This window comes from Streptomyces sp. NPDC057445 (genome assembly GCF_042802855.1).
Lineage (GTDB): Bacteria > Actinomycetota > Actinomycetes > Streptomycetales > Streptomycetaceae > Streptomyces.
Window position 1 is genome coordinate 1 of the sequence record NZ_JBHVDH010000040.1, and the last position, 22,629, is coordinate 22,629.

Sequence of the window (22,629 nt, forward strand, 5' to 3'; positions counted from 1 at the left end):
GTGCTGCGCACCTTCCCAGAGCAACGCCCGTGCGAAGCACGGGCGTTGTGAAGTGATGACACAACGCGAAGCGTTGTGTTGGACTCGGCTTCGCCGAGTTGTGTTGTTTCCGCTTCGCTCCAACAACTTAAGGGCAGGGCGCTGCGCTTCCCTGCCTGGGTCTCTTCGGCTTCGCCTTCGAGACCCTTTGGGCCCGCTTCGCGGGCCGGCGGCAGCGAGAGGGGGTGGGTTGATGGTTGCTGATGCTGCATCAAAGTGGGTTTTCCTCAGGGCCTACTACCTCCGTATGCGGATGCTTCCTTAGGTCAAGACTTTTGGTGAATCCGGATCTCGCGCTGGTGCCTCTCCAGGATGCTCGATGAGGCTCGCGGCTTGGGATGCTGCCGGCCCTGTGGGCGGGATCCGCCTCCAGGGGCGCGTGTAGGGAGTCTGGCACACGGCGCAGTGGGCGAGGTGGAGCGCTGAGGTCGGGCTGTGCGCGGGGGCGGGGGTGACGGTGTACTCGCGCCGCTCGATAACGGTGGTCAGGCGGGGCCAGGGGGTGGGGCAGAGACAGGTGTCCTGGTCTTGGGTCAATGGGCCTCCTTGGTGGGTGACTTGGCGGTGCGCCGGTTCGGTTCCCGGCCGATGGTGTGTTCCACCTGCTTGATCTCGTCCTCCCAGTGGACCCTCTATCTGCTCACCGGCAAGAGCCACCCGCACGGGATGGCCGTCAGGCCGCCGGCTCCTCGCCTACGGCCGGGAGTTCCACGGCGCCCGCCCCTACCGGCGGCCGCGTGCGTCGCGCGTGTTCAAGTGCGCCATGAGAGCAGTGTTAAGCCTGCGGGACAATTCTGTACTGGCGTCCAGATGCGGCTGCTTCAGGATTAGTTGTCCGTAATAGGCATTATTCAGCGTCGAGGCGATGAGCTCTTCGTTGGCGTTGAGGAGCCGGTCTGAGTGCAGGGTCTCATGCGAGAAGACAACCCCGAGGAGCCGGAAGTCTTCGTAGCGGTACCGCTGGTTGAAGACGATGTCTCTATCTTGCTCGTCAGGGGTAAGTACGACCTGGGCAATCGCGTCGGGGTTAGGCGTAGCGCCGAAGGTAGCCAGGCGGAGGCGGAAGCTGCCGTCGCGGATCGTTTGGATGCTGGCCTGGGCGGGGCTACCGGCCAAGGATGCGAGGGCGGCGCGCAAGTTCGAATCGGGCACCAGGGCGGCGATCTGCTGGCTGCGGAAGACGGCAAGTCCCTTCTCGACCGCTCGGTGGCCGCGGGGCTTGAGCGTGGCCTTGAGCTGCTTGACCAGCTCCTCGGCAGTGATCTCGCGGGGCGGCGCCGGCTCCATCGGAGGCCCATCGGGATAGGCCACGGTGCTTAGCAGGCTGAGGTCGGTGGGCGGGAACGGCGGCTGGGCCAGCAACCGCAGCGCCCTACGATCTGAATCTCGGTCCACCAGATAGGCGCTGGTCGGGCCCTGGTCGGCTGACGCAGGAGCGGCGGTCGCCAAGACTGCGGGCAGCAACATCGCCAGCGGCAGCCGGCGGCCGGCGGCCGGCGGCCGGGCGTACCGCGCCGTCACCGGCATTCACTCTCCCGCCGCAGCCCCACACCGCAGCCACCGGACGAGCCACGGACCTGGCCGTTCAGGACAGGTGCTCAGGGCCACGGCCGATCGCACCCCGCGGTGCGCTGTACGCTCTGCGGCAGGCAAGTCGCGTACGCCTCCCGCCGTCACCAGCGCCCACGCCGCCAGGTGAACGACCGGCCAAGGTCCTCCGGGGCCCGCGCCCCATCGGTATGTCCTTCGTCCGACGGGAGCGTGGGAGACCGTCAGGAACGAGCAGCAGATGCCCAAGAGGCAGTCCACCGCCGCGCAGATGGCCCGCTTGCGTCAGGCCGGCACGGGTGAGAAGTACACCGAAGCGCTGCGGGCTGTGCAGTCCGCCCGAGCAGACCGGTTCGTGATGTTCAGCGCCCGCGGTGCGGGGTGGAAGCCGATCACCGAACGCGCCGTGCGGCGGCTCGCGCAGATCTGGCCCGCCGGGCCCGCACCGCACTGGGAAGAGAAGTTCGGCGAGCTGTGCTGGAAGAGCTTCCCGTGGATGAGTGCTCCAGCCGAGGCCGCGGCGGTAGTCAGGAAGGCGTTCGCGGAGGCGGCGATCACGTGCCAGACCTGTCCGGCGCCGGGACGCAAGCGGGTGGTGTGGATCTGGGACAGCGAGTACGGCTGGATCACGCCGTGGGTCAAGAACTGCTGTGACGGCTGCTACTGGGTACCGCGGAACCTCACCAACGATGGGACGTACCGGTTCCTGGTCGAGGAGTACGAGGAACCCGAGCCCGAGCCCGAGATGGGCGGCTGCTGTGTGGCGATCGAGGATGTGGCCTTGGCGGTGCGCGCAGAGTTCGACCAGGGCGGGGTGCCGGCGCTACTGGCGAAGCTGGAGGAATTGCGGGAGTCGATGTGGTCGCGGAGTCCGCATTACGACGTGTACAGCGGTCACGCGGTGGTGCTGGCGGTGGATCGGGCGTGCGGGCCGCTGTTGTACCGAATGAGGCAGGCGGGCATCGTGTCGGAGCTGTTGCTTCCTGAGGCGGAGCGGCGGCAGGTGGTGCGGGCCATCAACGACTTGGAAGGAGCGCTCAGCAGGATGGCCGCGGAAGAGCAACGTGACTGACGCTGTCGCCTCTTCAGGGGGCGGCGCGATACGTCGCGTCTTCGAGGCGCGGGTCGCGAGCCGCGTCCCGTGCGGCCTCGGCAATCAGATGCTCGACCGTGGTGCCCTCTGCGGCAGCACGCTGTTGCAGCTGCGCGTACAGCTGGTCGTCGACCTCGAGGTTCACTGACTTCGGCATGCTTCGACGGTAGCGCAGAGCCGTCCTGTCGGGCGTGTCTGTGCCGGATCCGCTGATGCTCAGCCCTTGGCGGGTTTGGCGGTGCGCATGTTCAGCGGCAGGGTCCAGTCACCGGTGGCGGCGTAGCCCCTCAGTACGTTGTGCAGGACGGTGCCGGCGTCTCGGCGCAGCCCTTTGGGGAGGATCGTGACGCGGTGGCAGGGCGGCATGCCGGGTTCTGCGCCATAGTCGGCGTACTTGCCGTCGTCGTATCGGCCTGCGGCCGGCGTGACGTCAACGAGGCCGAAGGCTTCGAGCTGGCTGTGGGTTTCGTAGACCTCGCGCCCCAGCCCGTAGTGTCCGGCGCGCTCTGCGCCGGTGACGTAGGGCTCGTCGTGCTCGGGGTTCTGGTCCACGTCGAGCCACATCAGGTAGGCGGCTGTCTCGCTGGGGGTGAGCAGGTGGACCCAGCCGTTGGTGAAGAACTCCGCCGGGATGTCGAACGTCGTCTCGGCCTTCTTGGGCACCTTGTAGGGGATGACGGCAGCCGGAGTGCTCGTACCGCTTTCAGACAACAGGGTGAAGTCGCGGAAGGGGTGGCGGGTTCCGGCGTGCGGGAACTCGACGAGGAGGTTGTCGCGGAGCTTCTTCAGGCCTTGGGTGATCTGGCGCTGCTTGTTGGCCTGGGCGCTGGCGACGTAGTTGCCGCCGGGGGTGTAGCGGGCGTGGGTGCCGATCAGGCGCGTCCAGGAGAACCGGTGGGAGCTGTCTGGCTCGATGGGGATGCGGTTGGGCCACTGGTTGCCGGGCTTGGCCTGGCAGGCCGCGGCGAAGAGCAGGGTCAGGTGGAGGCGCCCGGCCACTCCCCGGGGGGCGATGAGACGGGCGGCGGGCGGGCGCTCCTCGCTCGGCAGACCTCTGCGCTCGTGCTCGACGTGCCGGATCTCGTGGTGGCGGATGTAGGTGCGACGTACGGGGACGGCGGCGGGGCTGCGGCCCTGGTCGGCGAGCTCGGCAGCGGCCCGGGTGACGTCGTCGAGGGCGCCTCGCTCGCGGAGTGCGGTGAGCGCATCCAGCCGGGGTTTGATCTTCTTCGCCGCGGCGGCGGCCCGGGACGAGACGTGGCGCACGAACAAACCCCCACGGATTGATAGCTACGTTTTGACCCTCATGTATGCCATCTGCTTCCCAGTTATCGACTGGTATGTCGCCACATCAGGGTCAATCCGTGGAGCCAGTGTAGCGGGGGGCCTTCGGTTCGGGGGTCTTATGGATGCACGAGCTCCGGCCCGGCTCACCGTCCCCGCCCTGCGGGGGCGGTGCAGCGGTGTCCGGCCGGCTCGTACGGCAGGCGTGTACCGGGCCCGGAAACGTCTTAGCCCCGGCGACATGATCACTGAGGATCAGCGGTCCACCGGGGCTTGTCATCCCTGACTATACCCGAGCCCTGAGGAGGAACAACGTGACGCACGCTGCCCCGGTCCCCGTCGCAGGTCCCTGGGTGGAGAAGTGGCTCAGCCCCGCCCGCCACGGCATCTACCTGGCCCAGGCCGCCGGCGACCCGGTCCGCGCGCTCGCCCTGTACGAGTGGAACACCGCCCTGACGTGCGCGGTGCTGCGCGACCTCGGCCATCTCGAGGTCGCCCTGCGCAATGCCTATGCCGCCGCCCTGGACGCCACCTGGTCGGGCAGCGGGCACTGGCTGGACGACCCGGCCAGCCCGCTGCGGGCGCCGCTGATGCGCACCAAGAAGGGCGGGCTCCGCGGGATGCGGCGCGTCGACATCAACGACAAGACGCGCAAGGCGATCGACAACGCGCGCGCCCGGTACGGGGCGCAGGCGCCGCCCGGGAAGATCATCGCCGAGCTGACGCTCGGGGTGTGGCGCTACCTGTCCACCTCCGCGCACGAGAAGACCCTGTGGGTTCCCCACCTCCACCGCGCCTTCCCGCCCGGGACGCGCCGGGCCGCGGTGGACAGGGCGATCGGCGACCTGCACGAGCTGCGGAACCGGGCAGCGCACTGGGAGCCGCTCCTGGCCGCCCCCGTGGCGCGGCGCATGAACGACCTGCTCATGGTCACCGGCCTGCTCAGCCCCGACCTCGCCGTCTACATCCAGCACTCCAGCCAGGTCACCGCCCTGCTCGCCACCCGCCCCTGAGCACACGATGGAGTCATCGACGGCCTCAGCCGCCTGTATCCGCCATTTCTGTTGTCACCGCCACGACGGCGGTACGGCGCGTGCGTTGATCTCGGTGAGGCGGAGGGCCACCGTGATGACGAACTGGCGGCAGAAGACGAATTCTTCCTGGTTGGGGGCGTATCCGGGCTCGGCCGAGAAGCGGGGTTCCACCGAGTTGCCGTAGTAGCCGACGGCGGGCGTGAGCTGGGTGAACCGCTGGTACTGGTGGAAGTCCACGCCCAGCGCCATCAGGCGCATGCCCTCCTGCAACGCCCGGGTGACCTCGCGTGTCCTCGTGAACTCCCGGGCGAGTGTTTCCGCCGCTCGTACGGGCACACCGCGGCGGGAGCGGTGATCCGCTGCTCGAGCGTCGCGTGCACCTGGTCGGTGCGCAGGGCATGAGCCGTCGGCATCCGTTCCCCGAAGCTGTAGACGGACAGACCCCGAGGTGCGTCCTCGTCGTTGGCCTGCTCGGTCATGAGCTGTTCGAAGGCGACGGCCAGCGTGCCCATGGCCGCAAGCCGGTCACCTTCCGCATCGAACCGGGCAGCCGTCTTCAGGCGCGCCCGCGTCGCATCGTGCCGGACGACCCCGGCCAGGTCGATGTCCTCGAAGGCGAGGCCGAAGACCAGGGGCGTGTTCTCCTCGAAGAAGTGGGCAGTGTCGGCCCTCCCGTCCATGACGGCCTGCGGGCTCGGGAAGCCGGCCGTGTGCTTGAACCCGTTGCGGAGATCGGTCAGGCGCTTGATCCCGTACTGCCCCCGCAGGGCCACGCCGTCGGGAGTGGTGTTCGGGTGAAGGCCCTCGAAGAACCGGCTGATGAACGGGCCCGGTCCTTCACCACGGCGCCCACGTGCTCGGCCGTGACGATGAGGAACAGCTCCACGGCGTCGTGGAAGGTCAGCACCGAGGTGAAGGACAGCGGCTCGGGAAGCAGCGACTGCTCGACGCCCTGGCGGTGCAGCAGCCTGATGAAGGCCAGGCTCTTCATGTGCTGAGGCGAAATCGGCGTGCTGATGTCGGCACTCCCTTCAACCCCGGGGCCGGCACGCCCCCCGGGATGATTCTCGAGCCCGAGGCCGCCTCGGCGCCTCCGGTTTCCCCTGGGCCAAGGCAGCTTCCCCGGTCCCGTTAGCGGCCCGGTGAAGGGCCGGTGCGGTCGGTATGCTGTCTGTCGGCGGAGGTCGCGCCCGCCGCTCTCCGAGCCTGCGCCGCCCGCAAGGACGCTGGCGTCGAGGACAAGGCCCCACGGGCTTCAGCGCGCAGTGCACCGGAACGGCCTGGACGCATCATGCCGGTCTGAGGATGCGGGGCTTCAGGCCGCTGACAGGATCCCTATGTCCCCCGTTCCCCACTCCGCGAAGGCCGCTGCCAAGGCCGGCATGGCGACGACCGGCGAGAAGTACACCACCGCGCTGCGGCACGTCCTCGACACCGACAGGGACTCCGGTCCACCGGCTCCGCGCGGGGCTCGGGCATACCTCACCGTCGTACTCGCCCAGTTGGAGAAGCTCGGCTGGAGTGCGGAGGACGTGCACGGGCCGGAGTCCGGCCGGTTGGAGACGTTCGCCGCTCCCTGAGAGCGGCCGGGTGGGTGATTACCTGGTCGCGGGGCGGCGCGGTGGCTCCAGCCGCCTGATACGGCTGGATAGGCCTATTGCGTGACCGTATTCCGCGCGCGCCGCTGCGCCGCCGCCTTGACCCTGGCCGCCGCGACACTGTTGCTCGCACCCTTGTCGGCGGCTTCGCCTGCATCAGCGGACGCCGGTACCACCAGCGCTCACGTAGACGACCGAGATCCGAGCCGCGAAGCGCTGAAACTGCTGTCTCAGCCGCCGTTTCCACCGACCGACCTCAGCCTTGTGAACACGCAGTCGTATCCTCAGGGGCCGCCGATGCAGCCTGCGCCGCCCCGCGAGATCACCGACCGGGAACTAGTCCACCAGCTCAGGGCAACGCTCAGGCGGCGCGGCCGACACGCGGTCGAGGAAGGTCTGACGGCCTTCTACAGCTCACAGATCGCCGCGGTGGTGCCGGATCCGAACCTGCGTGCCGCCCTGGCCTCGCTGGCCGGCAGTCCTGGGCAGGCCAGCATCCAGACCATCCGGAACGGCGTCTTCCATCGCGCCTACTTCGGCAGCCCGCCAAACCCGATTGCCGCCGCTCAAGTAGTACTGGGCCCGCACGGCCCGGAGATCATCTTCAACCAGCGCTACCGCTACGAGGACTTCCGGCTGCTCGGAGTCGTCTTCTCTCACGAGACCCTCCATCAGGACCCGCAGAACAATGCCAATGAAGAGCTCATCAATTCAACGCTCCAGCTGGGCTACCACGGGCAGCTATTCCTCGAGCAGCCACGGCTGGCCACCATCCGCACTGAGCTGGCTCGGAGGGGCAACACGGCGCTGCTGGCGCTGCTGAACACCCGCGACGCTCGCGGTCGGCAACGGTTGACCGTCTCCACTGGGAACGTGCTTCCCGGCTCGGCTGTCTCGCTGCCCAGCTTCGGTGCATCCTTCCTCGGCACCACGCCCGATGGCGGCACCGGGACCGATCCGACCAGCACGCCGGGCAACGCGAACCTGGACTTCTTCCTCAGCGCCATCACCCGCACCCGGCAGACCGGGACCGCCTTCGACACCGCCACCGTGCAGTTCCTCGACCGCCGCCAGGCCTGGGCCACCCCCGAGGAACGCATCCAGATCGCCCAGCTACTGGAACTCCGCATCCCCCACCACCCCGGCAAGCCCCACCGTCCCCACTCAACCGCCGTCACAGCAAAGGCAGCTGCAGCGGCGGCGAACTGATCAAGCCGCGTGAGGCCAGCATCGCCGGCCCCGCCCGCTCGACCCGCGGGTAGACCAACGCCACGTTCGTCACCCGATCCTCGCGTTTCGTCGCTTCCCCGTCACGGGCGGGAGTCCTCCCACTCGGCGATGAAGTCGTCGACGAAGTCCAAGGTCTGAACGTATGCGGCGGACGGTTGCGGGAGCGGCTCGCCGAGGCGGAACGCCCTGATGGAATCCAGGGCGTGGTCGACGGCGAGGAACCGGGTGCGCCCTTCCTGCTGCGCGGCCTCCCGGAACGGCGCCCGCCAGCACTCCAGGACCCTGCGTACCTCGTCCAGGCGCTCCTTGAGGCCGGTGTCGGCGATGTACAGGGCCGCGCGCTCAAGCCGCCGGACAAGCGCCTCCCGCTCGCCGCGCCAGATCTCGCCGGCTTCCTCCTCACGCATGCTCAACTGCGCCTGCTCCGGGCCCTCGCGGAACAGGACCTGCAGGTCATGCCGCTGATTCGGGTTGAGGCGAAGGCTCTTCAGCTCCAGCAGCACATCCCGTGCCTGGTCCGCACCGGCAGCTGTGAGAGCTCTCCGCTCGTTCGCGAGATCCCCGGTGTCCGAATCGTCGGGTTCTGCGCCCGAGTCCCTTCCCGATCCAGGCCGAGGGATCCGCCCGGCCTGGGCCCTCTCCAGGAGATCGCGCCAGTACCTCTCGCCCAGCGGCTGCACTGCGGCCCAGTCGGACCACAGGCGCACCAGGGCCCAGACCGCGTCCGCGCTGCCGGGTAGGGGCACCTGGGCCTTCGCCTGGTCATCAGGCACCCAGGCGCTGATGGCCTGCGCCCGGAACCTGATCGAGTACGGCTCCTTGCTCAGTGATTTGGCGACATCCCTCTGTGAGCAGGGCAGCCCGGCGGTTCGTCGGGCGTCCTCCGCCTGATGTTTGAGCGCGAGCAGCGCGGAGTGCAGCAGTCGGGCGTCGCGCCTGGCGATGACGGCCTCCTCGTGGTTGCCCGGTCCTCGCAGGTGCCCGCTGCGGGCACCTGCGGGCAAGGCTGTGACCAGCATGTTAGGGCGAACTCGCCCGGCTCGCCCGGGCTTTGGGACGGGCAGGTACGTCGCCAGGAAATCTCTGCCGTGCCCCGGCAACAGGCCGGGCGAAGACGGTGGGAGTTCTCATGGACAAGACAAAGCACGACATCATCCGGCGGCTGGCGCTCGCCGCGGTGTTCAGCGCGGTGTGCGCTCTCGCGTCAGCGGCCGGAGCAGCCCTGTGGGCATGGATCATGCAGTGGGTCGGAACCTGGTGAACAGGGCGGGCGCCGGCTGCCCCCGGCGCCCGCACGCGCTTCGTCTGCGACGCCGCCGTTGCCCCGAAAGAGCGGAGCTACGACCGCGCGGAGGCGGCCGGGCACGCCGCTTCATCCCGTCAAAGCGGCTTCGTCGTCGCCGGCCAGGCCGATCTCGCGCAGGAGTTCTTCCTGGTCGAAGGTCAGGTCGTCGCCGGGGTTGGCAGCCAGGTGCGGGGGCGTGTGTGACTTGGCGGTGCGCCGGTTCGGCTCCTGACCAATGGTGCGCGCTCCACCTGCTTGATCTCGGCTCGTCTGGGGGTGCGGGCACAGTTGAACGCCGTCGGGGGCTGGGCGACGATGGTCGCCAGAAGGGGGCAGCATGGGTGAAGGGCTGAAGCACCCGGCCGTGGTTGGCGGCGCAGCCGGGTGGCCCGCGCTCAGCGTGTGGGTGCGGCGGGAAGGACACCGGCCGGACGCGGCCTCGCTGCGCCCGGCGGCGGGCGCAGCGGTCGAGCAAGTGCTGCTCCCCGGTGACCTGGAGACCCTGCAGACCCTGGGCAGGATCGCGATCGGGCAGAGCCGAGCCAGCCTCTTCGTCACATCGCTACCTGGCGATACAGAAGGCCGCCTCGTGCTGTGCCTGCGAGGCACGGACGGCGCCGTACGGGCACGGGGATCGGTCACTGCAATCGCCGAAACGCTCGGAGCGCGAACCAGGACAGCCGTTCTGCGGGGCGCACAGCTGCACCGGGAGGCCGGGCGTGCAGGCGAGGCCGGCGCCTGGAGCGCGACAGCACGCGCAACACTCCTCGCCCGCAGAAAGGCCACACGAGGACGCAGCGTCCGCACGGTTTCGGGCGGACTCCCCACGTTGGGCCGACGCAGCTGATCCCCCTGTGTCAGTGCGCTGCGATCGGCTTCATGAAGAGGTGGGGCCGTACGCTGCGGGAGATGACAAGCCGGGGGGTCGGGAGCGTGAGTAGGCAGGACCGTGCTGACGCGGTGGACCGGGAGATGGCTGGCGCGCTGCTGCCGGCTGCTGCTCTGCTGGCCCTGGGTCGCTGGTGGAACGAGAACGCGGTGCGGTACGCGGACGGGACGCCTGGCGCGCACACCGTCCGCTACACCCCCGGCCGGTGGGCACAGATCACCCCCTGGCCGTTGGCACTGGCTCCAACGTCCCTTACTGGTGATGCCGGGGTCAGCCGGGCGGAGGTGACCTCGATCGTCGCGGATGCACTGCGGCGCGAGGCCTTCAGGGAGGCCCTTGTCGCGACATACGTGTGGGGCAAGGGAAAGCGCGGTACCCCTCGCGGCAGCGGACCGGCCACACTGCACAGGATCCTGGACGCCGATGGCCTGGATGCGGCACTGGCCGCCGCGGTCACCGCACTCGGCGACCACGGTTCACCAGAGGCCTATGCGACGCTGCACCAGCGGATCCCGGAGTTCGGACCGTCCTTCTTCACCAAGTTCCTGTACTTCACCGGCCAAACACTGCGACCCGCGCACGGCCCAAGACCGCTCATCCTCGACCGTGTCCTGTCCCTGCAACTGCGGTCCATAGCCACAGCGGTCGGCCGGGAGACCGGCCACGACCCCGACGGAACGGTCGCAGCTTGGGTATGGGCCGACTGGAACTGGTCGCCCCACCGCTACCAGATCTACCTCTCCTTCATGCACGCAGCCGCCCACCAAGTAGCGGACACCGGCACCTGGCCATCCAATGCTGCCCCCGACCTACTCGAATGCGCACTGTTCAACACCACCTGGGAGTAGCCCCCACTCGTGCCGGCGAGACCTGGCCGCGATCCCCGGTAGAGGTCAGCGCGTCGTGCGTAGCGGATGCGGAGCCGCTTCACTCCGCGTCGGGCGATCAGCGGCTTGATGCCGTGCGTCCACAGCAGGCGGCGGCACCGGCGCGCGGCCCGGCTCGGAATCGGGAATCCGGCCTCCCGTACCTCTGCGGCTCCCGATACCGTGGGGGCATGGCCAGGGAAATCCGTATCGAGGTCGACGACGAGACCTACGAGCAGCTGGAGCGCCTCGCGGCTGGCGGGCACGCCGAGCCGGAGCAGTACGCCGCCCAGCTGCTGACCGCCGACATCACCCGCGCCCGGTTCAACGAGGCGGCCGCCGGCTTCGCCGACGAGCACGCCGCTGGCTTCGCCGCCCGGTTCGGCAGCGGGCCGGGGCAGGCCGCCGCCTGATGGCACCGATCGTCCTCATCGACGAAGGCTGGCTCCTGGACGTCGCCCAGACCCACGTCCCCGGCGACCCCGACATCACCGACTACGGAGCCCTGGCCGCCGCGGTCGCCCGGCACCGGCACGAGGTCATGGGCACCCTGGTGTATCCCGAGCCGCACCACCGGGCCGCCGCCCTCCTCCATTCCCTCGCTCGCATCCCCGCGCTCGAGCACACTAACGAGCTCTACGCCGCGATGACCGCCTACGCCTACCTGCAGGTCAGCGGCCAGCAGCCCAAAGTCACCACCGACGACGCGGCCGACCTGGTCGCCGCGACCGCCGACGGCAGGCTCACCATCCGCGAGGTCGCTGCCGCCCTCAAGACCTGGACCCACTGAGAATCCGCCGCCTGGCCCCGCGGCGGCGCCCTGGCCTTCGGACGCCCAGCAGCAGAGCGCCGCTCCTCCGCGGGGCCAGGGCGTAACCGGCGGCCCGATCCCGCCCGGGACCGGGCCGCCGGGGCTCAGACTGCAGTGGGCCGCGGCCAAGGTTGCCGAAGCCGCCCTTGTGCGATTGGAAGTTGCTCCCTTCCCGGCTGGTGCGCGACGATCCCGGTCCACACTCACCACACGCGCAAGGCAGGGGGCCGCGATGCCGTGGGAAGACGGGAAGATCCGATACGTCGGGAAGGGGACGGTCACGCTCGCCGAAGGACGTGAGGTCCCGGTCGTCGCCGCCCTGGTGCTCAAGCTCGATCCCGAAAAGGTGCCGGGCTTTACTTACGACCGGCACACCACCTGGGTCGGGAGCATTCACACGGACACCGACGACGACCTCTGGGACGCCTCCCCCGGCCTGCTGACCCTCCCCGACGGCCGGGCAGGCACGTTCATGACCACGAGCGGGCCGCCCGACCTCGTCGGCATCTCCGGTATCGGCCCGGCCCCGTTCGGTCCGCTCCGGGACGCCGACGCGCACTGGGAGCACCCGAACTCGCCACCGACGATGCCTCTCCCCCAGACGAGCACGCGCTGGATGACGCGCAGCAGGCCGCCGAGGAGCGGGAACGGGCCCGACGACAGGGGATGACGGCCGAAGAGCTTCAGGCCCGATACCGCGTCCGGTGGATTCCCGACTGACTGATACACCGGTGCGCGGCGCCGGACCGTTCTCGGACGCGGAAAGAACCACGGCGCCGGTACGGCTAAGACCCTGTCCGAGCTGATGCTCACCGACGCCGTGGACTGCGCCTCTGGCGGGTCTCGTCGCCGCCCCGGCCGGGCAATCAGAGACCTGCTGCATCCGCGGGGATGCGAAGTGGCCTGGTGCCCTTGGCGGTCGCAGCCGGGCCGCCTCAGGCTCGTCGTCGGTGAACGTGGTGGTCGGCTGGTCCTTTGCCGCTTCGGGTCAGGCGAAGGCTGGGACGGCGTCCTCGACCAGCCAGTCGCCGTCGAAGAGGGCCGCGACGAGGCGTTCGTGATCCTGGCTGAGCTGACCGGCGCGGTGCTTGGTGCGCGTCTTGGCGAACCAGGGGCCGAGCCTGACAGTCTCGCCGTCGACGGTGATCGTCTCCCGGGCGGTGGGGGCGCGGCGTTCGCGGTGGAGGAAGAGCTCGAGGAGCTGGACGGTCTGCTCGAAGGTCCGGCGGGCGCGGCGGGTGGGGGCGAGGGGGTTGGTGCCGGGGGTGAGGCCGAGCCGGGTGAGGAGGTGCTGCTGGCGAGGGTGGAGGGCCTCCCAGGTGGTGAGCTGCCGGTGCAGCCAGGAGCCGATCTTCACCGGGCCCAGCAGCATGTCGCGGGTCAGCGCACTCGGGTCGTGGCCAGCGGCGAGGTGGGCGCGCAGCACGTGGTACTTGCGGTGCCAGTCGGCGCCGTGCGGGAGCTGCCAGTCCGGGTCGATCGCTTTGAGGCCGGCGGTCCGGGTCGCGTCGAGCTGGTTCTTGGCGGCGAGGTGGCGCTGTTCGGCCAGCCACGCGCCGATGGGGGTGGTGGCGGGTGCGGCGAGGTGGCCGTTGGCCTGCTGGTAGTCGGCCGCGGCGGCAAGGCGGGCGCGCCAGGCCGCCTGGTGCTTGTCCCAGATCATGCCGAGAGCGTCGAGTTCGTCGGTCCAGTCCGGTTCGAGGCGGCCGGCTGTGTGGGCGTCGCGCATGGTGGTGATGAAGGTGCCGAGTGTGTAGCCGGTGGGGTCGATGTGGCCGGTGGGGACGTCGAGGTGGCCGAACTGGTCGCGGTAGGCCTGGGCGGCGGCGAGGCCCTCGCGGCGGGAGCGGGAGACGACCGTGTCGCGGGGGTCGAAAGCGATGAGGTCCATGGCGCGGGCGATGCGCTCGGGGTGGACGGTGAAGTCGAAGTGCCAGCGGTGCTGGATGAGTTCGCTGGTCTCGCGCGGCAGCCGGTTGGCTTTGTCGGGGAGGCGTTCGAGGATGCGGTGGTCGTGGCTCGCGAGTGCGGTGGCGATCGCCCACACCGGCTCGTACGCGGTGCCCAGGATGTCCTCGGGGTCCGCCTGAGGCGGGACGTAGACGGGGACGATCAGGCTCGCGACCTTCCCGGAGACATCCACGCGGAGGGCGCGGCCGAGGGCCTGGACGCAGCGGATGACGCTGCGGGTGGGGTCGGCGAAGACGACCGCGTCGACGCCTCGGATGTCGACGCCTTCGGAGATCAGTCGGGCGTTGGTCATGACGGCGCAGGGTGCGGCCGCGAAGCCGTCGAAGACCTCCTGGCGCTCAGCCGGGGTGTGCTCGCCATGGACGAAGAACAGCCGCGGGTCGAGGCCCGGGCACAGCTCGGGTGCGGTGCGGCGGAGCAGGCGCAGGGTGTGGGGCAGTTCGCGGGCGAAGCGGCGGGCATCGGAGACAAGCGTGAAGTACACCAGTACCCGGCGCAGCGAGTGCTGGGTCATGGCCTTGAGGACCGCGAGGTGCAGGGCGGTGGTGCGCAGTGCCCCCTCGGCCTCACCGTGGTTCTCGCTGTCGCCGCGGCCGGTGGTGCCGGGGGCCGGGAGGTTCAGGCGTGCGCGCAGGTCGGCGTCGGTGAGGGTGGGCACCACGATGCGGTAGTCCGCAGCCCGGCCGTCGGCGACCGCCTGCGCGAGCGGATACTCGAAGACCTTCTTGCCGTAGACGGCCGTGTTGTCCATCGAGTTGGCGAACGCGTCCGTATCCGTCTCGGCGCGGCGGCGTCGCGGGCGGCTGGTGTCGGCAGACTCCGTCAGCTCCGGGGCGGCGAGGATCCGCGGGGTCGCGGTCATGTAGAGACGGCGTTCGGCCAGGATCCGGTGCGCGTCGTGGACGGCGGCCCACTTCTTGTCCGCCCGGCCTGCGATCCGGTGCGCCTCGTCCATGATGGCGAGGTCGAACGGCGGCACCGCGTACTGTGTCTTCTGCGTCTGTTCGATCTTGTCGAGGGAGTCGTAGGTACAGATCACCGTGACGGCGGGGATCTGGTCGGCTCCCTGGCCCACGACCGACAACAGGGCGGCCAGCGAGCGCGCGTCACTCGTGGAGCCGACCCGCGCCGCGACCAGATCCTCCCGGGCGGAGGTGTCCATCGAGGACACGATCACCATGTGCTCCAGATGACCGTCCCGCCGCCACGCAAGCGCCGTCTGAGCGGCCAGATCCAGCGTGGGCACCACGAACAGCACCAGCCGCGCCCCGAGCTCGTCCGCAACCCGGACCGACACCAGCGTCTTACCCGTGCCCGTCGCCGCGACCAGCAGACCCCGCGACCCCGCCCGCCGCAAGTGCCGCACCAGCCGGTCGACCGCCTCGACCTGATCCGGGAACAGCGGCCGCTTCGCAGGGCCACCGGGCCGGAGCATCTCAACCAGCGTCATGCAGGGCTACCTCGGCAAGAGAGGGATGTACCAGCGGCGCCAGTTCTCGAAGGCACCCGGGGCATCCTCCCAAATGGGATCCGGCGCCACACTCGGCATCGTCGCAACTCACCGCGGCTTCTGCCGCGCGGGCCCCTACCGCTTCATCCACGCGCCGAACGCTTCGAGCAGGCCAGTGTAGAACCGGTCGCCCGGGACGGATCCGGGATTCTTGCTGGCGTCGTAGAAGGCGACATTGGTGAACGATGCCGAGGTGGAGGCGTTGAGATTCTTGTAGAAGGCGAGCTTGCCGCGGCCGAAACCGACGAAGAGCCAGAAGACCCCCAAAGTGGCAGTGTTCTGCAGCAGGGAACGCACTTCGGCCTTGTCCCACGGCTCGTCTCCGACCTGAACGATCACGAAGGCGGGATCGGTGGCGCCAGATTCCTGGTAGTGGGTGACCGTACGACGCATGGCATCGGCCACGTTGCCCCAGCCCCAGTCGACCTGGGTGTGCAGCTGCCCGATGCGGCCGCGGTAGTTGTCCAGCCGGATCTCCTCAAGGAACGGTTCCCGCCCGCTGGAGAAGATCACCGGGACGGTACCGTCGTCGTCCAGGTTGGCCGAGAGTGCCAGCACGCGCTCGGCGAAGGCCTGAACGGCGAACGACTCGTACATCTCCTCCATGTGGTAGTCGTGATCGAGGATCAGGTAGACCGCGGCACGCCGGTCGGCAATGCCCCTGCTCATCAGCGCCTGTCCGGCCTGCCGAGCGGGCTCCAGAAGGGCAGGGGCCTGACGCTGGACCTTGGACAAGCTGACCGCCTCCCCCGCAACGGGCCCTGGCTGGGCGGGTACCGGCCCGGGCGAGGTGCTGGTGGCGGCGTCGTCGATGTCGACGCCGTAGTCGGTGGCGAGGCCGGCAAGTCCGGATGCGTAACCCTGACCCACAGCACGGACTTTCCATGCCTCACCGCGGCGGTAGAGCTCCGCGAGCACGACGACCGTCTCGCGGGCGCTGAAGTCAGGGGCGGTGAAAGCCATGCCAGCCGTGCCGGTCTGGGTGATGCTCACGCGCGGCGCAGTAGTAAACACGCTCCCGGGCTGAAGCGGGTCGACGCTCGCGACAACCACCACCGTGTCCACATCGGAGGGAATCCGATCCAGATCAGCCGTAACCGTGTGATCCGAAACTCTCACGCCGTCCTGAGCCGGGTGGTTGTAGAAGACGAGATCGTCGTCGCTGCGGACCTTCCCGTTAGCGCCCAGTAGCAGCGCTGAGACATCCACCGTGGCTGTCGCCGCAGCAACCGTGAAAGTCACCCGGCCCGCCAGAAGAGCAGCGTTCTGGCCCTTGAGCAATGACGTCGTCATCGGCACCCCCTTGATCACAGGTACGGCGATTCTTCCCGGCTCTGTGCCGCGCCGCAGCCGATCCGGGAATCCCCTCACAACGGTCACGCCACCACACAACGTCAAGAGGCGCCTGAGTTGTCACAGGCAGCCAGTTTCCTGGGGCAACGACAGCCCATTGCCTTCAGCGCTGCCGGACACTGGCGACACCATGGAATGGATACGGGAAGCGAACCACGCCAACCTGACGTGGTGTCGCTTGGGTGAGCAGCTAAGGTCTCGCCGACGCCTTGATCGGCCGACCCCAGATCAGCTGTGCGCCGCGCGCTGCCGCCTGGCGGATGCGGATCGGGTGTGTCAATTTAACGGCTGATCTTGGTTGTTGAGTGGTCAGTTGTTGCTCGGGGTCAGGCGGCCCTCGAAGGCGATCTGGAACGCGTTGAGGGGTGCTTTCCAGCGCATGGTCCACCGCTTGCGGCCCTTCCCGGTCGGGTCCAGGCTCATCAGCGCCATGTAGATGCACTTGAGGGCGGCGGCCTCATTGGGGAAGTGCCCGCGGGCACGGACGGCCCTGCGGATGCGGGCGTTGACACTCTCGATCGCGTTCGTGCTGCAGATGACCTTGCGAATCTCGACGTCGAAGGAGAGGAAGGGCACGAACTCGGCCCAGGCGTCGGACCACAACTTCACGATCGCCGGATACTTCTTCCCCCACGCCTCCTGGAACTCCAGGAACCGTTCCGTCGCCGCGTCCTCGTTGGGCGCGGTGTAGACGGGCTTGAGTGCCTTGGCCACCTTGTCCCAGTCCTGGCGGGCGGCGTAACGGAACGAGTTCCGCAGCAGGTGAACCACGCACGTCTGGACGATCGTGCGAGGCCAGACGGTCTCCACGGCCTCGGGCAGGCCCTTGAGGCCGTCGCAGACCAGCATCAGCACGTCGTCCAGGCCACGGTTCTTCAGCTCGGTGAACACGTGCAGCCAGTACTTGGCGCCCTCGCCGCCGTCGCCGGCCCAGATGCCGAGGATGTCGCGGGTGCCGTCCACGGTCACCGCCATCACCACGTAGACGGGACGGTTGGCGACCTGCCCGTCCCTGATCTTGACGTTGATGGCGTCCACAAACAGGACGGGGTAGACGCGGTCGAGGGGCCGGTTCTGCCACTCGGCCATGCCCTCCATCACTTTGTCGGTGATGGAGGAGATGGTCTGCTTGGACACCTCGGCGCCGTAGACCTCGGCCAGATGGGCGGATATCTCACCGTGCGTGAGGCCCTTCGCGGACAGCGACAGCACCATCTCGTCGACCCCGGTCAGCCGCCGCTGCCGTTTCTTGACGATCTGCGGCTCGAACGTGCCCGAGGTGTCACGCGGGACCTTGACCTCGAAGCCCGACGTCGGTCAGCACCGTCTTGGCCCGTCCCCCGTTGCGGGAGTTGCCGCTGCCCCGGCCGGCGGCATCGTGCTTCTCGTAGCCGAGGTGATCCGCGATCTCACCTTCCAGCGCAGACTCCAGGACCCGCTTGGTCAGCTGCTGCAGTAGCCCACCCTGCCCGGTCAACTGCAGCCCCTCCGACCGAGCCCGCTCCACCAGCATCGCGACCAGTTGCTCGTCGGACACGGGCGCAGACGGCCCGGACTGGGCACTCTCGGCAGGCTTCGCGGTCTCCAACTCCACGGCGGTGTCAGTCACTTGACGTCTCTCCCATGATCGTCGGATCCGCCGTTAGATTTACACTCCCGAATGAGCACCCGGTCGACGGGCCGGGGCGGTGGCAGCCCGGATCAGTCTGCTGTGTGGACGCGCATCGCGATCGGGTAATGGTCGGAGAAGCCGTCCTTGTCCACGGGCTTGCCCATACCGCCGAACGGGACGGGGACGGGATACCGTCCGGTGCCGATCATGCCGGGCGGGTCGGTGACGATGTGCACGGAGGCCGGGTCGGCGTGCAGCGGTGCGCCGGGGGTGAGCATGTTCTTGTTGACCAGGAACTGGTCGAGGACGTTGGCGTGGCCCTCGAAGTAGAAGGTGCCGGCGGGGCGTGGGGTTTCGTTGTTGTCGCCGTTGGGGTCTGTGTGGTCGTCGGTTCCCAGCAGGGGCCACATCAGGTTCCACAGCGGGTGCGTGGTGGTGGCGTGGAGGACTTTTTTGCGTTGCCGGGTGCTCAGGGCGTGCTGGGTCAGCGAGGCGTTGAAGGGTTCGTCGTTGAAGTCGCCCATGACGAGCACCGGGGTGTCCGGTCCGTGGACTTCGAGGATGCGTTCGTGGAAGTAGGCGAGGGTCTCTCCCGCCACGGCCCGGTAGGCGGCTGATTCCATCTGGCCACCGCGGCGGGAGGGCCAGTGGTTGGCGAGCATCGCCCACGTGCGGCCTTGGGCGGTTTGGAAGTTGACCTGGAGGATTTCGCGGGTGCCGGTACGGCGCATCACCACATGCTGGAATCGCTGGTCTGCCGGTGCGGTGAACAGGGCGGAGTCGAAGACAAACGCCACGTCGACACCTCTCTGATCGGAGGTGTCGGCGTGAGCGACCTCGTACGTGCGGGCAGGCACCAGCGTGTTGATGGCCGTGGCCAGTTGCTGCATGACGAACTCGTTCTCGACCTCGCACACGCCCAAGAGGTCCGGGCCCTGGCCGGTGTTCATCTGTGCGATCACTGACGCCAGTTGGCTGATCTTGCGGTCCCGCAGTTCCGGTGTCCACCCGCGCAAGTCGTTGCCCAGCGCGCGGGTGAGCTTCTCACTGCGCCGCGGGGAGTTTTCCTCGTCGAAGAGGTTCTCCACGTTCCACCATGCGACATACAGAGGTCTCACGCCCGCCCACCTTTCGGCCCGAATCCAGTGGTAGCACCGGCCGCATGCTTCGAGAACCCGGTGCGGTTGTTCGCCTTATCCGCAGTCGTTGCGATTGATCTTCAAAGAGCGGGTCTGGTCGTTCAGGTTGTACGACCGCAGGTCGTGAATGGAGCCTCCGCTGCGGGTCACGCAGACCCAGCGCCCGGCATAGTTCCTTTTCTCATACACCCGCGCGGTCCGGTCGGAGTTGTTCCGGATCGAACTGCCGCGGTCCCGGATCGCGGACGGCAGGTCCTTCACCCCGCCGTCGGCAGCACGCCGCACCCACGGCTGACCCCCAAAGTTGATCTCCGGGTAGAGGCACACATAGCCATCAGGACAATCGATGCCGGCGCGCCCGAGGCTCGCTCCGGCGTTCGCTGATGCCGGCATGGTCAGCGCGAGACACGCCAAGGAAACGACTGCACCAGCACGCATCACATTTCGAATCACACCCATAGAAATAACCCATATCACGGGCAGCACACGGAGCAACGCCCCTGATTCACCCGCGCGAGTTCCGCCACTGCGCCGGGCCTTGAAGTCGGTCCTGCAAAATCGTCGATGTGAGACAGCGTGAGCGGGCGGACTTGATACGCCTGGAGGCGTTCGTGCGCGAGCCGGTCCTTGCGCACACCACGCAGTGGCACCGGGTGCTGCAGGCGCTGGGCGAGGCCGGTGGTCTGTGCACCGCGCCGACGGTCGAGCTGTCCACCCGGGGACGTCATCCTCTGTACGCGTGAGGCCGGCCACCACGACCAGGACGACCGGCCGTCCTGGAAGGACGGAAAGCCCGGCGGCTGGCACCACTGCAACGTATCGATCTGGGACGACTCAGCCGCGAACTCGCAACCGCACGCGGCCGGCGTCCCGGTCGTCGGCTCGTCCCAGTAGGGGTAGATGCCCTCGTCCTTCGGCGCAGGCGGCGGGGCGATGTACGACCACCCCCGCTGACCCGCGCCGATGAGACGGGTCCGTGGCAAGGTCGATGATGGGCTGCCAGCCCTCGCTGTCGTCGGGGACAGGCCGCCGGTGTTCGGTGTAGGCGGGAGCCGCCTCGATGACCGGCCCGCCCCGGTAGCGGACACGCATCATGTTGCCAACACGGACGTGTTCCACGGGTACTCGGTAAAGTCACGGCCGGTGGTGATCTCCCGGCCCTCCCACCAGGCATCGCACGCGTTGTGCAGGGCCTCCTAGTGCCGCTTCAGGCAACGTTCGCCCTGTTGTGACGAGCCGTCCGGATGGTGATCCGGGCGGCTCGTTGTGCGTCATGCTGGGCGGATGGCTGAGCGTGTCCGGGTCCGCGAGATTGATGACAGCGAGGGGCAGCGGTTGCTGCGGATCATTCGCCGGGGCTCCGGGTCAGTGGTGACCTGGAGGCGGGCCCAGATGGTGCTGTTATCGGCCCAGGGCATGGGCGTGGCCAAGATCGCCGAGGTGACGTTCACCAGCCCGGACCGGGTCCGGGACGTGATCCACAACTCCAACGCTGACGGGTTCGCCTCGCTCTACCCGAAGTACAAGGGCGGCCGGCCCAAGACGTTCACGCTGCCCGAGCGGCGCGAGATCAAGAAGATCGCCAAGTCCAGGCCGGTCGAGCACGGCCTGCCGTTCTCAACCTGAAGCCTGGTCAAGCTGGCCGACTTCCTGGTCGCCGAGGGGGTGGTCGACGACATCAGCCACGAGGGCCTGCGCATCCTGCTCCGCGAGGAAGGCGTCACCTTTCAACGCTTGAAGACCTGGAAGACTTCGAATGATCCCGACTACGCGGTCAAGAAGGCCCGCGTCGAGCATCTCTACGCCGTCGCCGACGGCGAGGTCCTTCCCGAGCCCGGCGAACCCGAGGTCGTGTTCTGCCTGGACGAGTTCGGGCCGCTCAACCTCCAACCCCACCCCGGCCGCCAGTGGGCCGAACGCGGCGGGAAGCACAAGGACCCCGACCGCGAGCCCCGACGGCGCCGCCGCGCGACCTACACCCGCCCGCACGGGGTCCGGCACCTGTTTGCCGCCTACGACCTGACCAAGGACCAGCTCTACGGCCACATCAAGAAGAGCAAGAACAGGTCAAAGTTCCTGGAGTTCTGCCGCTACCTGCGCTCGCTGCACCCGCTGGACGTGCGCATCGTGATCGTCTGCGACAACTACTCGCCCCACCTGACCACCAAGAGGTGCCAGCGGGTCGGGACCTGGGCCGCGGCGAACAATGTGGAGATCGCGTACACCCCGACCAACAGCTCCTGGCTCAACCGGATCGAGGCCCAGTTCACCGCCCTGCGCTATTTCGCCCTCGACGGCACAGACCATCCCAGCCACAAGGCCCAGGGCAGCATGATCCGCCGCTACATCATCTAATGGGCGCTGAAAGGCGGTTGCTCCGCGGCTGCCATCGTGGGCAGGACCAAGGTCTATACATCATCAGGGCAGACAGCTCCATCGCCAGACTGACCTGGTCCTGTACCCCGGGACCGGCCACCGCCCGCCGTCCCGACAGGCGAGGCCATGCCTGTAGTGCACTGGGTCCGTTCGAGCCCTTGCAGAGACGGGCTGGTGCCGGCTTCCACCGGCGGCCACATCCAGTCAGATGATCGGATCGTTGTTGTTCGCGGTCCAAGCCATCCGCAGGGATCACCTCTCATCGCGCTCGGAGCCCTTCGAGCACTGGCCAAGACCGAGGGCCCCTGCGGACAGCTGGGGTCACGAACGGCTAATCGGATGCTGGGCCATCGAGCCCTTCCATTAGGGAGACGCGTGATCCTGCGCGGCTGCGACCAGCAGCAATGCACCCCGAACCAAAGGAGGCGAGAGCACATCATGTACGTGTACTGCGGGATCGACTGGGCCAGCGATCATCACGATGTCGCATTGGTCGACCAGGACGGAGCCCTTTTAGCCAAGGCCCGGATCCACGACGACTCACCGGGCCTGCAACAACTGATCAACCTGCTCGCCGCCCACGGCGACACCGGAGAGGACCCGATCCCGGTGGCGATCGAGACCTCTCGCGGTCTGCTGGTGGCCTGCCTGCGCGCCACCGGACGCCCCGTCTACGCCATCAATCCGATGGCTGCCGCCCGCTACCGCGACCGCCACGCCGTCTCCCGCCGCAAATCCGACCACCTGGATGCGATGGTCCTGGCCAACATCCTGCGCACTGACGCCGCAGCCCACCGGCAGCTGCCCCGCGATTCCGAGCTGGCCCAGGCCATCGCGGTGCTGGCCCGAGCCCAGCAGGACGCGGTCTGGGACCGCACCCAGGCCGGTAACAAACTCCGCTCCCACCTGCACGAATACTTCCCCGCCGCGCTGGAGGCGTTCAGTACCCGCGACGGCCTGTGCGCCCCCGGCGGCCCTGGTCATCCTGGCT

General features: G+C 68.5%; 22 protein-coding genes and 3 pseudogenes. 12 read left to right on the plus strand and 13 right to left on the minus strand.

The window, feature by feature from the left end; translation table 11 throughout:
* Positions 1-762: 762 nt before the first annotated feature.
* Positions 763-1,566, minus strand: a complete 804-nt coding sequence (locus ACFU5O_RS36440) for a hypothetical protein (RefSeq protein ID WP_384247071.1) — start codon at positions 1,564-1,566, stop codon at positions 763-765.
* 262 nt (positions 1,567-1,828) lie between these two features.
* Here ACFU5O_RS36440 and ACFU5O_RS36445 point away from each other — a divergent pair, with 262 nt between their 5' ends.
* On the plus strand, positions 1,829-2,659 hold the full coding sequence (locus ACFU5O_RS36445; RefSeq protein WP_384247073.1) for a hypothetical protein: 831 nt from the start codon (positions 1,829-1,831) through the stop codon (positions 2,657-2,659).
* Between the two features lie 13 nt (positions 2,660-2,672).
* Here the strand turns inward: ACFU5O_RS36445 and ACFU5O_RS36450 are convergent, their stop codons facing one another.
* Positions 2,673-2,837 carry a ribbon-helix-helix protein, CopG family gene (locus ACFU5O_RS36450; RefSeq protein ID WP_384247076.1) on the minus strand — a complete coding sequence of 55 codons (165 nt, stop codon included), beginning with the start codon at positions 2,835-2,837 and terminating at the stop codon, positions 2,673-2,675.
* A 59-nt stretch (positions 2,838-2,896) separates the two neighbouring features.
* Entirely contained in the window at positions 2,897-3,946 is a 1,050-nt protein-coding gene (locus ACFU5O_RS36455; RefSeq protein WP_384247078.1) for a hypothetical protein, read from the minus strand.
* A gap of 332 nt (positions 3,947-4,278) precedes the next feature.
* Between ACFU5O_RS36455 and ACFU5O_RS36460 the strand changes: the two genes are divergently transcribed.
* Positions 4,279-4,977 carry a hypothetical protein gene (locus ACFU5O_RS36460; protein WP_384247081.1) on the plus strand — a complete coding sequence of 233 codons (699 nt, stop codon included), beginning with the start codon at positions 4,279-4,281 and terminating at the stop codon, positions 4,975-4,977.
* A 54-nt stretch (positions 4,978-5,031) separates the two neighbouring features.
* Here the strand turns inward: ACFU5O_RS36460 and ACFU5O_RS36465 are convergent, their stop codons facing one another.
* The 3 genes from ACFU5O_RS36465 to ACFU5O_RS36475 are packed head-to-tail and all read right to left on the minus strand — an operon-like array spanning position 5,032 to position 5,989.
* Positions 5,032-5,256: a hypothetical protein gene (locus ACFU5O_RS36465; RefSeq protein ID WP_384247083.1), complete on the minus strand. Its 225-nt coding sequence runs from the start codon at positions 5,254-5,256 to the stop codon at positions 5,032-5,034.
* On the minus strand, positions 5,247-5,771 hold the full coding sequence (locus ACFU5O_RS36470; RefSeq protein WP_384247085.1) for a hypothetical protein: 525 nt from the start codon (positions 5,769-5,771) through the stop codon (positions 5,247-5,249). The genes ACFU5O_RS36465 and ACFU5O_RS36470 overlap by 10 nt, the downstream gene beginning before the upstream one ends.
* Positions 5,735-5,989 carry a hypothetical protein gene (locus ACFU5O_RS36475; protein ID WP_384247088.1) on the minus strand — a complete coding sequence of 85 codons (255 nt, stop codon included), beginning with the start codon at positions 5,987-5,989 and terminating at the stop codon, positions 5,735-5,737. The genes ACFU5O_RS36470 and ACFU5O_RS36475 overlap by 37 nt, the downstream gene beginning before the upstream one ends.
* Positions 5,990-6,335: 346 nt before the next feature.
* Between ACFU5O_RS36475 and ACFU5O_RS36480 the strand changes: the two genes are divergently transcribed.
* The gene (locus tag ACFU5O_RS36480; RefSeq protein WP_384247091.1) at positions 6,336-6,578 is read left to right on the plus strand and encodes a hypothetical protein; all 243 of its coding nucleotides are present in this window, start codon (positions 6,336-6,338) and stop codon (positions 6,576-6,578) included.
* An 81-nt stretch (positions 6,579-6,659) separates the two neighbouring features.
* On the plus strand, positions 6,660-7,805 hold the full coding sequence (locus ACFU5O_RS36485; protein WP_384247093.1) for a hypothetical protein: 1,146 nt from the start codon (positions 6,660-6,662) through the stop codon (positions 7,803-7,805).
* A 101-nt stretch (positions 7,806-7,906) separates the two neighbouring features.
* On the opposite strand, the gene ACFU5O_RS36490 is transcribed toward ACFU5O_RS36485, so the two are convergent.
* Positions 7,907-8,830, minus strand: coding sequence for a hypothetical protein (locus ACFU5O_RS36490; RefSeq protein ID WP_384247095.1), 924 nt, complete (start codon positions 8,828-8,830; stop codon positions 7,907-7,909).
* A 125-nt stretch (positions 8,831-8,955) separates the two neighbouring features.
* Here ACFU5O_RS36490 and ACFU5O_RS36495 point away from each other — a divergent pair, with 125 nt between their 5' ends.
* Both ACFU5O_RS36495 and ACFU5O_RS36500 read left to right on the plus strand, forming a co-directional pair.
* The gene (locus ACFU5O_RS36495; RefSeq protein ID WP_384247098.1) at positions 8,956-9,087 is read left to right on the plus strand and encodes a hypothetical protein; all 132 of its coding nucleotides are present in this window, start codon (positions 8,956-8,958) and stop codon (positions 9,085-9,087) included.
* Between the two features lie 957 nt (positions 9,088-10,044).
* Complete coding sequence (locus ACFU5O_RS36500; protein WP_384247100.1) at positions 10,045-10,848, plus strand: hypothetical protein; 804 nt, start codon at positions 10,045-10,047, stop codon at positions 10,846-10,848.
* 32 nt (positions 10,849-10,880) lie between these two features.
* On the opposite strand, the pseudogene ACFU5O_RS36505 reads toward ACFU5O_RS36500, so the two are convergent.
* Positions 10,881-10,982: pseudogene (locus ACFU5O_RS36505) on the minus strand (IS5/IS1182 family transposase); the annotation flags it as partial.
* Between the two features lie 75 nt (positions 10,983-11,057).
* On the opposite strand from ACFU5O_RS36505, the gene ACFU5O_RS36510 reads away from it, so the two are divergent.
* From ACFU5O_RS36510 to ACFU5O_RS36520, 3 genes are all read left to right on the plus strand, one after another.
* The gene (locus ACFU5O_RS36510) at positions 11,058-11,279 is read left to right on the plus strand and encodes a hypothetical protein (protein WP_384247124.1); all 222 of its coding nucleotides are present in this window, start codon (positions 11,058-11,060) and stop codon (positions 11,277-11,279) included.
* Positions 11,279-11,656 carry a fic family toxin-antitoxin system, toxin component gene (locus ACFU5O_RS36515; RefSeq protein ID WP_384247102.1) on the plus strand — a complete coding sequence of 126 codons (378 nt, stop codon included), beginning with the start codon at positions 11,279-11,281 and terminating at the stop codon, positions 11,654-11,656. The genes ACFU5O_RS36510 and ACFU5O_RS36515 overlap by 1 nt, the downstream gene beginning before the upstream one ends.
* A gap of 253 nt (positions 11,657-11,909) precedes the next feature.
* A complete protein-coding gene (locus ACFU5O_RS36520; RefSeq protein WP_384247105.1) occupies positions 11,910-12,347 on the plus strand; it encodes a hypothetical protein in 438 nt (145 codons plus the stop codon).
* Between the two features lie 318 nt (positions 12,348-12,665).
* Here the strand turns inward: ACFU5O_RS36520 and ACFU5O_RS36525 are convergent, their stop codons facing one another.
* The 5 genes and pseudogenes from ACFU5O_RS36525 to ACFU5O_RS36545 all read right to left on the minus strand — a co-directional run bounded on the left by ACFU5O_RS36525 (position 12,666) and on the right by ACFU5O_RS36545 (position 19,721).
* A complete protein-coding gene (locus ACFU5O_RS36525) occupies positions 12,666-15,098 on the minus strand; it encodes a Helicase associated domain protein (RefSeq protein WP_384247107.1) in 2,433 nt (810 codons plus the stop codon).
* Between the two features lie 135 nt (positions 15,099-15,233).
* Positions 15,234-16,451: a VWA domain-containing protein gene (locus tag ACFU5O_RS36530; RefSeq protein WP_384247110.1), complete on the minus strand. Its 1,218-nt coding sequence runs from the start codon at positions 16,449-16,451 to the stop codon at positions 15,234-15,236.
* A gap of 369 nt (positions 16,452-16,820) precedes the next feature.
* Positions 16,821-18,024 (minus strand): annotated as a pseudogene (locus ACFU5O_RS36535) (IS256 family transposase).
* A gap of 188 nt (positions 18,025-18,212) precedes the next feature.
* Entirely contained in the window at positions 18,213-19,241 is a 1,029-nt protein-coding gene (locus tag ACFU5O_RS36540; protein WP_384247112.1) for an endonuclease/exonuclease/phosphatase family protein, read from the minus strand.
* Between the two features lie 75 nt (positions 19,242-19,316).
* Positions 19,317-19,721: a peptidase inhibitor family I36 protein gene (locus ACFU5O_RS36545; protein WP_384247114.1), complete on the minus strand. Its 405-nt coding sequence runs from the start codon at positions 19,719-19,721 to the stop codon at positions 19,317-19,319.
* A 107-nt stretch (positions 19,722-19,828) separates the two neighbouring features.
* Here ACFU5O_RS36545 and ACFU5O_RS36550 point away from each other — a divergent pair, with 107 nt between their 5' ends.
* The 3 genes and pseudogenes from ACFU5O_RS36550 to ACFU5O_RS36560 form a co-directional block, all read left to right on the plus strand.
* The gene (locus tag ACFU5O_RS36550) at positions 19,829-20,005 is read left to right on the plus strand and encodes a hypothetical protein (protein WP_384247117.1); all 177 of its coding nucleotides are present in this window, start codon (positions 19,829-19,831) and stop codon (positions 20,003-20,005) included.
* A gap of 541 nt (positions 20,006-20,546) precedes the next feature.
* A pseudogene (locus ACFU5O_RS36555) lies at positions 20,547-21,614 on the plus strand (IS630 family transposase); the annotation flags it as partial.
* 462 nt (positions 21,615-22,076) lie between these two features.
* Positions 22,077-22,629 (plus strand): IS110 family transposase (locus ACFU5O_RS36560; protein WP_384247120.1); only part of this gene is annotated, 553 nt, incomplete at its 3' end.